This is a genomic window from Flavobacterium sp. IB48, from assembly GCF_016405855.1.
GTDB lineage: Bacteria > Bacteroidota > Bacteroidia > Flavobacteriales > Flavobacteriaceae > Flavobacterium > Flavobacterium ginsengisoli.
This window is the reverse complement of the sequence record NZ_JAEFCA010000001.1, coordinates 1,577,205-1,590,928: the sequence shown is the minus strand read 5'-3', so window position 1 is coordinate 1,590,928 and position 13,724 is coordinate 1,577,205. Positions and strand designations below refer to the sequence as shown.

Here is a 13,724-nt window from a genome sequence, read left to right as displayed (position 1 = left end):
TTTACAATTTACAATTACTTACGCGTTTCATCACTCGCAGCACGATCTTCTCCATAAGTATCAGTTCGATAATGTTCTTCGTCGCCTTCAAGAATTTTCAGATAGCTATTATAGCGCGACCAAGCAATTTCGTCTTTTTCTAAAGCTGCTTTTATGGCACAATGCGGTTCTTCTTTATGCAAACAGTTGTTAAACTTACACTGATCTTTAAGTCTAAAAAATTCTGGAAAATAACCGCTAATTTCTGATGGTTCCATATCAACGATTCCGAAACCTTTAATTCCTGGAGTATCGATAATTCGGGCATCAAAAGATAAATCATACATTTCGGCAAAAGTAGTTGTATGCTGTCCTTGTTTGCTTTGTTCTGAAATGACCGAAGTTTTTAAATGAAGGCTTGGCTCAAGTGCATTTACTAAAGTTGACTTTCCAACGCCTGAGTGGCCAGAAAACATGCTAACTTTACCGATCATCATTTCTTTTAGCTTGTCGACGCCTTTATTTTCTGTTGAAGAAATACGAAGACATTTGTATCCAATTTCAGAATAAATATGCTGCAAATAAAGCTGATCGTCTAAAGTCTGTTCTGTTAAAGTATCAATTTTATTAAAAACAAGTATAGCTTCAATTCCGTATGCTTCAGCTGTAACTAAAAAACGATCAATAAAACTTGTAGTTGTTGGCGGATTATCGATTGTAATCAATAAAAAAACCTGATCGATATTTGAAGCAATAATATGAATCTGCTTAGATAAGTTAACCGATTTACGAACGATATAATTTTTTCTTTCGTGAATATTATGAATCATTCCTGTTACGGCATCAGATGTTTCCTCTAATTCATAATCGACTATATCACCTACAGCAATAGGATTGGTACTTTTAATACCTTTTATTCTGAATTTCCCTTTCATGCGGCATTCGACAAAATCTCCATTTTTCGATTTTACGGTATACCAACTTCCTGTAGATTTATAAACGGTTCCTGTCATTCTTTAATTTTAGATTGCGGACTTTAGATTAAAACTAAATTCTTTGCAAAGATAAATGAATAATTTAAACCATATAAGTTATATAAGTGAATATAAACACAAGCTTTTTTATAACAAAAATCCCCATTACTTTTTTCAAAGCAATAGGGATTTTAAAAAACAATCTAATTTTAAATATGTGATATAATTAAACTCAATAACAAAAATTTTTCAATCTTAAATTATCTTATACCACTTATGTGTTTTAGAAAAAATTATGCATTGAAAATTTTCTCTTGGTGACCAATACTTTCTTGGTGAATTGCTTTAAACATTCTTAAAACGAATTCCTCAGTAAGACCTTTTTTCTCACCTTCTAGAATCATTTTTCCTAAGATTTCGTTCCAACGGTTATTTTGAAGGATCGCAACGTTTGCATCTTTTTTCACTTGACCAATTTCGTCAGCCACTTTCATACGTTTTCCTAACAATTCTAATAAGTTAGCATCTAAAACGTCGATGTTTGCTCTTAGTTTTTTCATTTTTTGGCTGTACTCGTCTGTAGTATCATCCGTTTTTCTGATAGTCAAATCTTTAATGATTTGTTTCAAAGCATCTGGAGTAACTTGCTGAGCTGCATCAGACCAAGCATTATCTGGATCGATGTGTGTTTCGATAATCATACCATCGTAGTTCAAGTCTAAAGCTTCTTGAGTTACTTCGAAAATCATTTTACGATCTCCAGTAATGTGAGATGGATCGATGATTAATGGTAAATCAGGGAATTTATTTTGCAATTCGATAGCAATTTGCCACTCTGGAATGTTTCTGTATTTTGTTTTTTCGTAAGTAGAGAAACCTCTGTGAATAACACCTAATTTCTCGATACCTGCCATGTGTAAACGCTCAACACCACCTAACCATAAAGCTAAATCTGGGTTTACAGGATTTTTAACCAAAACAATTTTATCTGTTCCTTTTAGTGTATCAGCAATTTCTTGAACTGCGAAAGGGTTTGCAGTTGTACGTGCTCCAACCCATAAAACGTCGATATCGTATTCTAAAGCTAATTTACAGTGAGCTGCAGTTGCTACTTCAGTTCCCATTAATAAACCAGTTTCAGCTTTTGCTTTCTGCAACCATTTTAATCCAATTTCTCCAATACCCTCAAATCCTCCTGGACGAGTTCTTGGTTTCCAGATTCCAGCTCTGAATACGCTTACTTTTGAATCTTTCAATTCGTGAGCGATTTTCAAAACTTGATCTTCAGTTTCTGCACTACAAGGTCCAGCTATCACAAGTGGGTGATTTAAATTGAAATCTTCTAACCACTTTCTCATTTCTTTTTTATTTTCCATCTTAATTCTAATTTACTTTTTAGTTGTTGTTAATCCGTTTAGTATTTCTTTTATTTTATTTGTGCTTTCCATTTCTTCAAAAATGGCATTATAATTTTCATCTTTTAACAAATCTCTAAACCGACTGAGATTTGCAATGTAAGCTTCTAAAGTTTCCAGAACGTGTTCTTTGTTTTGCTTAAAAATCGGTGTCCACATTGCCGGCGAACTTTTTGCTAAACGAACCGTACTTTCAAATCCACTTCCCGCCATGTCAAAAATATCCTGTTCGTCTTTTTCTTTGTTCATTACCGTTTTTCCAAGCATAAACGAACTAATGTGCGATAAATGCGAAACATAAGCAATGTGTTTATCGTGCGAAACGGGATCCATATATCGAATTCTCATTCCAATTGAAGTAAAAAGATTTAATGCTTTTTCCTGTAATTTAAAAGCTGTCTTTTCGACTTCACAGATAATATTTGTCTTTCCTTGAAACAAACCTCTTATTGCTGCCGATGGCCCCGAAAACTCTGTTCCGGCAATTGGGTGCGTTGCAATAAAATTCCTTCTTTTTGGGTGATTGGCCACTGCTTCACAAATTGGTTTTTTAGTAGATCCTACTTCAAAAACAATCGTTTTTTCTCCTACAGCATCCAAAACTTTAGGTAAAACCGTTAGCGCTACATCTACAGGAACCGAAACAATTACAAAATCTGCTTTTTGTAAATCTTCAAAGTTTCCTGCTTCGTCAATAACTCCAAGATCAATTGCTTCCTGCAAATGTTTTTCGTTATTATCGATTCCTAAAATAGTCGCATCAGGATAACGTCCTTTGATGTCTAACACCATTGAACCGCCTATTAACCCTATTCCTATTACGTATACTTTCATATTCTTTCTTTTTCCTGCAAGGTTTTAAAAACCTTGTAGGTTTATAATTAAAGCTTTCAAATTCACACCTACAAGGTTTTTAAAACCTAGCAGGAAATCTTAATACTTAAAATCTATCAATCGCTTCTTGTACTTTTTCTTCTTTTACACACAATGAGAATCTGATATATCCTTCACCGTTACTTCCAAAAATGGTTCCCGGTGTAATGAAAATATGCTTCTCATATAATATTTCGTCAATGAACTTTTCTGCTGATTCAATTCCTTCTGGCAATTTTGCCCAAACAAAAAGACCAACTCCTTCTTTATATACTTTACAGTTTAACTTTTCAGCTAATTTCTCTGTTAATTCTCTTCGGCGTCTGTAAATTTTATTTTGGTCTTCAAACCAAGACTTATCACATTTTAACGCTGCGATTGCGCCTTTTTGAATTCCGTAGTACATTCCGCTGTCCATGTTGCTTTTTACTTTTAGGACTGCATCGATAATTTCAGGATTTCCTAAAACCATTCCGACTCTCCAGCCAGCCATGTTGAATGTTTTACTTAGCGAATTCAATTCTAAAGCCACCTCTTTCGCACCTTCAACCTGCAACAAACTCATCGGATTATCATTCAAAACAAAACTGTACGGATTGTCATTAATCAATAATATGTTGTGTTTTTTTGCAAAAGCAACCAATTTTTCAAATAACGCTAAACTTCCTCTAGCTCCTGTCGGCATGTGTGGATATCCTAGCCACATAATTTTTACTTTCGAAAGATCTAGTTTTTCAAGAGCTTCAAAATCCGGTTCCCATCCATTTTCTTCTTTCAAATCATAATAAACCGGAACTGCTTGAACCAAATTGGTAACCGAAGTATAAGTTGGATAACCTGGATTCGGAATCAAAACGTGATCGCCTTCATTTAAAAAGGCTAACGAAATATGCATAATTCCTTCTTTCGAACCCATAAGAGGTAAAATCTCATTATTCGGATTCACTTCAACACCAAACCGATCACGATAAAAATCTGCCATCGCCTGCCTCATTTCTGGTAATCCCTGATAGCTTTGATAACCATGCCCGTTTTCGTCTTGAATTGCTGCAGCGACTGCTTCAATTACTGCTTTTGACGGACTCAAATCAGGGCTTCCAATTCCCATATTGATGATCGATTTTCCTTCAGACATCAACTGACGAACTTCTCTTAGTTTTGATGAGAAGTAGTATTCTTCAACTGTGTCTAATCGTTTTGCTGTTGTAATCATTGTTTTTAAATTTTGCTATATGCTTTAAGCTTTACGCTATATGCTTTTCTATTTTTGACTTTATGACTTTCGACTTTTCAACTTTATGACTCAGTCAAAGGTTTTGTGTTTTTATATTCTCCCAACACTTTGAAATATTCTGCCATTATGTTTAATAACGCTTTGGCTTTTGCGAAATCTTCGTATTTCTCGAATGTTACGTCTACGAAGAATGAATATTTCCAAGGTGTTTCTATTTTTGGAAGCGACTGGATTTTTGTCAAATTCAGTTTGCAATCGCTCATTACATTCAAAACCGCAGCTAAACTTCCTCTTTTATGATCTAATTCAAATTTTACAGAAGCTCTATTGATTTCGCTTTCTGGCAAAAATGAATTTTGCTTTTTAATAATTACAAAACGAGTCATATTATTTTTGATCGTTTGAATCGATGACGCAATAATATCCAGATCGTACATTTCAGAAGCGGTTACACTTGCAATTGCCGCAATTCCAGTCAATTGTTTTTCCTGAATTCTTCTTGCTGTTTCAGCTGTATCTTTATCCTCAACCAATTTGATATTTGGATATTGTTTCAAGAAATCCATACACTGCAAAAGTGCCATTGGGTGCGAATGAACTTCTCTAATATCTTCAATTTTCTGACCTTTTAAAGCCATTAAATTCTGCTGAATGTTTAAATAATGCTCTCCAATTATGTGTAAATTATTCTTGTCAATCAATGCATAATTTGGGATAATTGGCCCTGCAATTGAATTTTCGATTGCCATAACAGCCTGATCAGATTTTCCGGCAATAAGGCTGTCGATCAATTCTTCAAAAGACAAACATTCATCAATATCCACATTTTCAGAGAAATACTCTTTTACAACCTGATGATGAAATGATCCTTTAATACCTTGTATTGCAATTTTCGTTGTCATATAGTCAAAAAAAAATCCTGATTTGCATCAGGATTGTATATTAGTTTTATTTGTCTTAAAATTTTTCTCAAATAACCATAGCACAATCCTCACTTCTACTAAAGAAGAAATAAAAAGAGTTGCTAAAATAAAAACGGTTACTTGCCATTTTGTTTGTGTTTTGTTTTAAATTCTCTGCGAATGTATAAATTATTTTTAGTGCACCAAAAAAAAGATTGCATTTTATGAAACAAAAAGGGATTTCTTAACAAATTTAGCAGGTTTTGTATGATAATATAAAAAAATCGGCTTAAAATGAGAATATTAAAATGAGTTTCTGAGGTTCTAAGATGCTGAGAGTCTAAGTTTTTTTTGCTACGAATTCACAAATTGACTCAAATCATTATGATTATAAAATATAATTTCACAGATTTTCCAAATAAAATTCGTGAATTCGTGGCTATAAAAAAAGCAGCTATCATTACAATAACTGCTTTTCGTATATCAAATTAAAAATTAAAAATCTAAAATTAAGACCCACACATTTCACAATCTTCAGGATCTGCGGCTTGTGCTTTTAAAAGCATCGCTTTGTAATCCTCAACGCTGATTGCCTCAGTTTCCTGAACTAAAGATGGTGCTGTCTCTTCTTTTTTATCGTTGTTTAATGTGAATTTAATCGCATCTACAGCCGCTTTTGTTCTTAAGTAATACATTCCTGTTTTTAAACCAGATTGCCAAGCGTAAAAGTGCATTGACGTCAGTTTAGAATAGTTAGCGTCTTGCATGAACAAGTTCAACGATTGAGACTGGTCAATGAAATATCCTCTTTGACGAGACATGTCGATAATATCTTTCATCGACATTTCCCAAACTGTTTTGTAAAGATCTTTTAAGTCTTGTGGAATCTTATCAATGTTTTGAACAGATCCGTTATGACGCATAATTTCTTGTTTCAAATCTTCGTTCCATAAACCTAGTTTTACTAAATCTTCTAGTAAATGTTTGTTCACTACGATGAACTCTCCAGACAATACACGACGTGTGTAAATGTTTGATGTATATGGTTCGAAAGCTTCGTTGTTTCCTAAGATTTGAGAAGTCGATGCAGTTGGCATTGGCGCAACTAACAATGAGTTACGAACTCCGTGCTCTACAACTTCTTTTCTTAATGAAGCCCAGTCCCAACGGCCTGACAATTCTTCATCTTTCATTCCCCACATATTGTGTTGGAATTCTCCTTGTGACATTGGCGAACCTTCGAAAGTTGAATATGGACCTTCTTCTTTTGCCATTTCCATAGAAGCGGTTACAGCAGCAAAGTATAAAGTTTCGAAAATCTCTTGGTTCAGTTTTTTAGCTTCATCACTTGTAAACGGCATTCGCAGCATAATGAAAGCATCTGCTAAACCTTGCACACCTAAACCAACTGGACGGTGACGCATGTTAGAATTTTCAGCTTCTTTTACAGGATAATAGTTTCTGTCGATTACTTTATTCAAGTTACGAGTTACACGTTTTGTAACATTGTAAAGTGCTTGGTGATCAAATTCTCCATTATCAATAAACATTGGTAATGAGATAGAAGCCAAGTTACAAACTGCAATTTCATCTTTAGATGTAAACTCCATAATCTCTGTACACAAGTTTGAAGAACGAATTGTTCCTAAATTCTTGTGGTTCGATTTACGGTTTGCCGCATCTTTATATAACATATAAGGAGTTCCTGTCTCAATTTGAGATTCTAAGATTTTCTCCCATAATTCACGAGCACGGATTGTTTTTCTACCTTTTCCTCTAAATTCATAATCTGTATATAATGCTTCGAATTCTTCTCCGTAAACATCATATAATCCTGGACATTCGTTAGGACACATTAAAGTCCAAGTTGAATCTTCCTGAACACGTTTCATGAATAAATCTGAAGTCCACATTGCGAAGAATAAATCTCTCGCACGCATTTCTTCTTTTCCTGTATTTTTCTTCAAATCCAAGAAATCAAAAATATCAGCATGCCAAGTTTCGATGTAAATCGCAAAACTTCCTTTACGTTTTCCACCACCTTGATCTACGTAACGAGCCGTATCGTTGAAAACTCTCAACATTGGAACAATTCCGTTTGAAGTTCCGTTTGTACCACGAATATAAGATCCAGTTGCACGAACGTTATGAATAGAAAGTCCAATTCCTCCCGCTGACTGCGAGATTTTTGCTGTTTGTTTTAATGTATCATAAATACCATCAATACTATCATCTTGCATTGCTAAAAGGAAACAAGAAGACATTTGCGGTTTTGGAGTTCCTGCATTAAACAACGTTGGTGTTGCGTGCGTAAAGAACTTTTTAGACATTAAGTCGTAAGTTTCAATAACCGATTTTAAATCGTCTAAGTGAATACCGACAGAAACACGCATTAACATGTGCTGTGGACGCTCAACAATTTTTCCGTTTATTTTAAGAAGATAAGAACGTTCTAAGGTTTTGAAACCAAAGTAATCGTAATTAAAATCTCTTGTATAAATAATATGAGAATCTAAAAAAGCAGCATTTTCCTGAATTACTTTGTAAACATCATCAGCAATTAATGGTGCATCTTGTCCATTTCTTGGGTTAACGTATGCGTACATATCTTTCATCGTTTCAGAGAAAGATTTTTTAGTATTTGAATGTAGATTAGAAATAGCTATACGAGCTGCTAATTGAGCATAATCAGGATGCGCAATTGTCATAGAAGCCGCTGTTTCTGCTGCAAGATTATCCAATTCAGAAGTCGAAACCCCATCATACAATCCTTCGATAACTCTCATGGCTACCTTTACTGGATCTACGAGCTCATTCAAGCCGTAACACAATTTTTTGATTCTTTCTGTAATCTTATCAAACATTACGGGCTCTCTGTGGCCATCTCTTTTTACTACATACATAAGCTTACCTTTTATAGTTATTGAAAAAATGAAAGTAACTAGAGAACGAACTCTAGTACTTAAACATTGCGTGTTTTTAAATTAATTTTAGAGAATTACCAAATTCTCAATAGTTACTCGTTTCAAATTCGAAAATCGAATTTAAATGCGTCAAAAATTGCTATTGAACCTGCGACTTGGGGAAAGAGATTCAACCTTAAAATATTCCTGTAATCTTTTTTAGCGTCTCTAGAAGATAGACGCTAAAAGTATTTTTTGTTGTCTAAAAATCTGCATCGAATGAAATTTTTTGAGCATCGCTGTCATTGTTCATCACACCTGACTTTTGATACTCTGCAACACGTTTTTCAAAGAAATTAGTTTTTCCTTGAAGAGAAATCATGTCCATGAAATCAAACGGATTCGCTGATCCATAAACACGCTCGCAGCCTAATTCTACTAATAATCTATCAGCAACAAATTCTAAATATTGCGTCATTAAAGTAGCGTTCATACCAATTAAACTTACCGGAAGAGATTCTGTAACAAATTGTCTTTCGATATCTAAAGCATCAACGATAATTTCTTTAATTCTTTCTTTTGGAACTTTGTTTACTAAATGGTGATTATGCAAGTGAACTGCAAAATCACAGTGTACACCTTCGTCACGAGAAATCAACTCATTAGAGAAAGTTAAACCTGGCATTAAACCACGTTTTTTCAACCAATAAATTGAACAGAAAGCGCCTGAGAAAAAGATTCCTTCAACTGCAGCAAAAGCAATAAGCCTTTCAGCAAATGAATCTGATTCGATCCATTTTAAAGCCCATTCTCCTTTTTTTGCAATAGCTGGGAATACTTCCAAAGCATTAAACAATTCTGTTTTTTCTGCTTCGTCTTTAACGTATGTGTCAATTAACAAAGAATATGTTTCACTATGAATGTTTTCCATCATAATCTGGAAACCATAGAAAAATTTAGCTTCAGCATATTGAACTTCGTTTACAAAGTTCTCAGCAAGATTTTCGTTTACGATTCCGTCAGAAGCCGCAAAGAATGCCAAAATATGCTTAATGAAATATCTTTCGTCGTCATTAAGTTTATTATTCCAATCTGTCAAGTCTTGGTGCAAATCGATTTCTTCAGCAGTCCAGAAACTAGCTTCCATTTTTTTATACCATTCCCAAATATCATGATGTTTGATAGGAAAAATAACGAAACGATTTTTATTTTCTTGTAAGATTGGTTCTACTTGAGACATGACAATTTTTATTTAATTTTTATACCGAATTTTTTACTAATTCAATAGACTACAAAGATTGTCAATTAACGCCAAAAATGAAAGTCAAACTTATTCACAATTTGCTGTAGTTTTTAACAACGTTAATTTTTTGAAACATTTTTCATACAATAATCAAAATACTGTAAATGAATTATTTATACAAAATAATTAAAGCTCATAGCCCGTAAAATATAGACTTTTAAATATAAAAAACAAGAAATTTTGAATAGTTTTAAAAAGTTTTTTTTGAGTCAAAATTTTATTTTTTCGAGTCAAAAAAGCGCATAAAAAAAGCCTATCAAATAGGCTGTTTTTTTTTATGAATTTTTATGCTCTTCGGCTACTTTTTCGAGTTCCAAATACCAATCTTCGCCAAAGCGTCTAATAAGCGCCTCTTTCACAAATTTGTATACCGGAACTTCTAATTCTTTCCCTAACGAACAAGCGTCATCGCAAATATCCCATTTATCGTAATTTACCGCTGCAAATTCTGTGAAGTCTTTTACACGAATTGGGTATAAATGACAAGAAACAGGTTTTTTCCAGTCAACTACTCCTTGATTATATGCTTGCTCGATTCCGCATAACGCAGTTTTTCCGTCAAAAATTACATACGCACAATCCTTATTATCAATAAGCGGAGTTTCAAGATCTCCATCAGTTCCTTTTACCCAAGTTCCTTGAGCTTCGATTGCTTCAATTCCTTCTTTTCGTAAAAAAGGTTTCACTTTTGGATAGATTTCTTCTAATATTTTGGTTTCAGCCTCATTCAAAGGCGCCCCCGCATCTCCATCAACACAACAAGCTCCTTTACAAGCAGACAAGTTGCACACAAATTCTTTTTCCAGAATGTCCTCTGAAATAATAGTTTTACCTAACTGAAACATGATATTAAATACTGTAATTTATAAAGCGCAAAGATAGTCAAAGAAAACAGATAAAACACTGTAAATGTTTAACCGCAAAGTACGCAGGGGAATTACGCAATCCCGATAACTAACGGGAGCAAAGTATTATTAATTTTTAGCCTTGCGGACTTTGCGTAATTTCTTTGCGAATCTTTGCGGTTAAATTATCAATTGTTACAAATATCACTTTTTTAACCAATAAAACATGTTTTTATAACAAAAATACATTGTATCGAAAAAACACCTAACTTTATTAACTACTTTTGCAGCAGTTTTTTAAACCCTAAAAATCAAAGCGATATGTTAGAAATCGATTTTAAAGAAATCATTACCGTTAGTATGGTGCTTTTTGCCGTAATTGATATTGTTGGCTCAATTCCGATTATTGTAAATTTAAGAGCTAAAGTCGGACACATCGAATCTGAAAAAGCTTCTATTGTAGCAGGAGCTATTATGATTGTTTTTCTTTTTGTTGGGGAAGGTTTACTAAATTTAATTGGTATCGATGTTCATTCGTTTGCCGTTGCAGGATCGTTTGTATTATTCTTTCTTGCTTTAGAAATGATTTTAGGAATCAGAATTTATCGTGATGAAGAACCAGGTTCTGCTTCTATCGTGCCATTGGCTTTTCCTTTAATTGCCGGAGCAGGAACCATGACAACTTTATTATCACTTCGATCTCAGTTTCATACTATTAATATCATCATTGCAATTGTATTGAATATCATCTTGGTATACATCGTTTTAAAGTCTTCTAAAAAAATAGAAAATCTATTGGGAGAGAACGGACTTGGAGTGGTTCGCAAGACATTTGGAGTGATACTTTTAGCAATTGCTGTTAAATTATTCGCTGCTAATGTTAAAGGTTTGTTTGTCTAAAATTTATTTTTATACATTTACCCCGTAAAATTTCTAAAATACAACTTTAAGGCAATTTCTCCATAAAGTTTTACTTTATTATTTTAGGCAAAAACAAAACAACCTTATGAAAATTTTCACTTCAATCTTAGTGCTTTTGGCATTAGCTTTAATTGTTTTTAATATTACGCTATTAGACTTTCAAAACCCTTTTCAAGGAGATAGTATGGTAGCTTTTATTGGAATCGCCGCTTCATTTTGCGCTGTTTTGATTCTTTTGATTTTTAGAATTTCGAAAAGAATTGAAGAAAAAATGAATGACAACAGATAATATGTTTGATGTTTTAATTATTGGCGGAGGAGTATCTGGAATGTCTTGTGCTCTAGTCTTAGGATCCGCAAAAAATAAAACTTTTGTTACTGACAAAAAAATAGGAATTTTTACTCATCAGAAAAATTCTTCTTTACAAGAGGCAATATTTTACAACGCTTACGGAATTACTCCAGGAAAATTAGGTTCTGAGCTTCTAACTGAAAGTACACAGAATTTAGCAACAACTTACCCGCATATTACTCAAATTCCAAATGAGAAAGTAATGAAAATTGAGGGCAGTTATCCTGAATTTACAGTAGTGACCAACAAGAATTCATACAAAACAAAAAATATCGTAGTCGGAATTGGTTCAGCCAATACTTTCGACATTGAAGGTTTAATGCAATTTATTGAACCTCACAAAAAAGCACTTCCAGAAAAACAACGAATTCAACTAAAAAACGAAGATCATAAAGTTGCTGACGGCATTTATGTAATCGGAACTTTAGCTGGATGGAGAAGTCAATTGGCAATTGCTGCCGGAAGTGGCGCTGCTGTAGCAACAGATATTCTTACTTTATGGAATAACGGTGTGCAGACTCACGCTCACGATAGTATTCGATAAAATTACTATTTGAATTTTACTTTATTATAAACTGGCAATCCTGGTAAAGGCATTGCCAATGTATCGTTATGCATTGAAAAAGATATAATCGCTTTCTTTTTTTCAGCAAAAGAAAGAGTGTCTTTCATTTTCTCATATTTTCCGTCAATCTGATTTATTTTTAAAGCAACGTATATTTTTTTTATAGCTGAATCTATATTGCTACCGTTTTGAAAATAATATTGATAATACTTTTCTTCATTGTTAGAATAAACAACTTTTAATCGAAACATCGAAGAGCTTTCCATACAACCATCTTGCTTATAAGAGCTTACAAGAACTTTGCTTTTATCAATTTCAGGCAAAGACTTTACCAAATCAGTTATTAGTTTCACATCAATCTTTGAATGAAAATAAACTTCAGTTTTATTTGGAGAGAATTCGCACACATAGCTTAGATTCTCTCCATTTAAATTTAGAATAGAATATAATTTTGGCTGAATGTAAAATTTTCCTTTGAAAGATTCTGTAGGGTACTTTAAATCCCAATTATAACATATAACCTCAATACTTCTAATATCTTTTTGGCTTGAAGAGCATCCAAAACAAAAAAAGATCAAACCTATCAGAAGTTTTTTCATATATTAAACTAGTTTCTTTTAATGAAATTAAATCTTTATTTAACCGAAACGATTTCTGTTACTTTAATGTGACTTTCGTCCTCACTTTTCCATTTTTCTCCTTTTACAGATACTACATCGCCAATTTTTAATTGTTTGTAGTTTTGAGGTCCGCCAACGTTTACAATGCTAATTGTGGCAAAATAAACTTCTTTAGCATCTGTTGTAATTTTGGCTGTGTAGCCGTCTTTACCAGCTTCTATACCATCCACTTTTCCTGAAACTACAGCATTTGTATCGTTTTTCATAGTTGTGCAAGAGATTACAAAAGTCATTAAAAGCACTAGAAAACTTATTCTTTTTAGATTTTTCATTTTTAAATATTTAAATGTGTAATAATCTCCAAGATTACTATTTTTTCTTTAGCCACAGATTAAAAAGATTAAAAGGATTTTATAATCTGTGTTAATCTTTTTAATCTGTGGCTTCATATTATTTCAAAATTATGCCAGCTGGACGCAGCTTCCCGCAATAACCTTTAGATTTTTTCCTGTTTTTTTCCAAACCCTTATGTATTTGAAAACTCCGTTAATCGGATTACCATCATAAGACCCATTTAATGCGACTGTAACAGTAACGACGGCCGAATCTCCAATTATATTAACGATTTGATCAGAACCTTCCAAAGAATCAATTTTAATCTTTCCAGAACGGTAGGTCTGCAAATCGAAATCTTTAGTGATGGTTTGTCCGTCTGGCATGTTGAACAATAAATCATCATGAAGAATTGTATCCAAAGCCAAAACATCCGATTTTTTAATGGCAGTTAGAAGTTCGATTTCTGCATTAACAACGGTTTCTATTTTCATGATATTAAAGA

At 33.3% G+C, this 13,724-nt stretch carries 14 protein-coding genes; 3 read left to right on the top strand and 11 right to left on the bottom strand.

Features of this window, described 5'->3' with window-relative positions:
* Window positions 1-14: 14 nt before the first annotated feature.
* The 8 genes from rsgA to JC605_RS06895 all read right to left on the bottom strand — a co-directional run bounded on the left by rsgA (window position 15) and on the right by JC605_RS06895 (window position 10,428).
* Entirely contained in the window at window positions 15-992 is a 978-nt protein-coding gene (gene rsgA / locus JC605_RS06930; RefSeq protein ID WP_198855475.1) for a ribosome small subunit-dependent GTPase A, read from the bottom strand.
* A gap of 254 nt (window positions 993-1,246) precedes the next feature.
* The gene (locus JC605_RS06925) at window positions 1,247-2,329 is read right to left on the bottom strand and encodes a bifunctional 3-deoxy-7-phosphoheptulonate synthase/chorismate mutase type II (RefSeq protein WP_091494827.1); all 1,083 of its coding nucleotides are present in this window, start codon (window positions 2,327-2,329) and stop codon (window positions 1,247-1,249) included.
* A 12-nt stretch (window positions 2,330-2,341) separates the two neighbouring features.
* The gene (locus tag JC605_RS06920) at window positions 2,342-3,202 is read right to left on the bottom strand and encodes a prephenate dehydrogenase (RefSeq protein WP_198855474.1); all 861 of its coding nucleotides are present in this window, start codon (window positions 3,200-3,202) and stop codon (window positions 2,342-2,344) included.
* A gap of 106 nt (window positions 3,203-3,308) precedes the next feature.
* Entirely contained in the window at window positions 3,309-4,454 is a 1,146-nt protein-coding gene (locus tag JC605_RS06915) for a pyridoxal phosphate-dependent aminotransferase (RefSeq protein WP_198855473.1), read from the bottom strand.
* A gap of 83 nt (window positions 4,455-4,537) precedes the next feature.
* Window positions 4,538-5,377 carry a prephenate dehydratase gene (locus tag JC605_RS06910; protein WP_111425077.1) on the bottom strand — a complete coding sequence of 280 codons (840 nt, stop codon included), beginning with the start codon at window positions 5,375-5,377 and terminating at the stop codon, window positions 4,538-4,540.
* Window positions 5,378-5,886: 509 nt separating this feature from the next.
* Complete coding sequence (locus JC605_RS06905) at window positions 5,887-8,280, bottom strand: ribonucleoside-diphosphate reductase subunit alpha (protein WP_198855472.1); 2,394 nt, start codon at window positions 8,278-8,280, stop codon at window positions 5,887-5,889.
* A 262-nt stretch (window positions 8,281-8,542) separates the two neighbouring features.
* The gene (locus JC605_RS06900; RefSeq protein WP_198855471.1) at window positions 8,543-9,520 is read right to left on the bottom strand and encodes a ribonucleotide-diphosphate reductase subunit beta; all 978 of its coding nucleotides are present in this window, start codon (window positions 9,518-9,520) and stop codon (window positions 8,543-8,545) included.
* A gap of 338 nt (window positions 9,521-9,858) precedes the next feature.
* Window positions 9,859-10,428, bottom strand: coding sequence for a DUF3109 family protein (locus JC605_RS06895; RefSeq protein ID WP_198855470.1), 570 nt, complete (start codon window positions 10,426-10,428; stop codon window positions 9,859-9,861).
* A gap of 321 nt (window positions 10,429-10,749) precedes the next feature.
* On the opposite strand from JC605_RS06895, the gene JC605_RS06890 reads away from it, so the two are divergent.
* The 3 genes from JC605_RS06890 to JC605_RS06880 all read left to right on the top strand — a co-directional run bounded on the left by JC605_RS06890 (window position 10,750) and on the right by JC605_RS06880 (window position 12,245).
* Window positions 10,750-11,328: a MarC family protein gene (locus tag JC605_RS06890; RefSeq protein WP_008465051.1), complete on the top strand. Its 579-nt coding sequence runs from the start codon at window positions 10,750-10,752 to the stop codon at window positions 11,326-11,328.
* 106 nt (window positions 11,329-11,434) lie between these two features.
* Window positions 11,435-11,638 (top strand): hypothetical protein, encoded by a 204-nt coding sequence (locus JC605_RS06885; RefSeq protein WP_095928256.1) that lies wholly within the window; start codon window positions 11,435-11,437, stop codon window positions 11,636-11,638.
* A gap of 1 nt (window position 11,639) precedes the next feature.
* On the top strand, window positions 11,640-12,245 hold the full coding sequence (locus JC605_RS06880) for an FAD-dependent oxidoreductase (protein WP_198855536.1): 606 nt from the start codon (window positions 11,640-11,642) through the stop codon (window positions 12,243-12,245).
* 5 nt (window positions 12,246-12,250) lie between these two features.
* Here JC605_RS06880 and JC605_RS06875 read toward each other — a convergent pair whose 3' ends face one another.
* The 3 genes from JC605_RS06875 to JC605_RS06865 form a co-directional block, all read right to left on the bottom strand.
* Entirely contained in the window at window positions 12,251-12,865 is a 615-nt protein-coding gene (locus JC605_RS06875) for a hypothetical protein (protein WP_198855469.1), read from the bottom strand.
* Window positions 12,866-12,900: 35 nt separating this feature from the next.
* The gene (locus JC605_RS06870; protein WP_198855468.1) at window positions 12,901-13,218 is read right to left on the bottom strand and encodes a hypothetical protein; all 318 of its coding nucleotides are present in this window, start codon (window positions 13,216-13,218) and stop codon (window positions 12,901-12,903) included.
* Window positions 13,219-13,347: 129 nt separating this feature from the next.
* Window positions 13,348-13,713 (bottom strand): nuclear transport factor 2 family protein, encoded by a 366-nt coding sequence (locus JC605_RS06865; protein WP_198855467.1) that lies wholly within the window; start codon window positions 13,711-13,713, stop codon window positions 13,348-13,350.
* Window positions 13,714-13,724 lie beyond the last annotated feature (11 nt).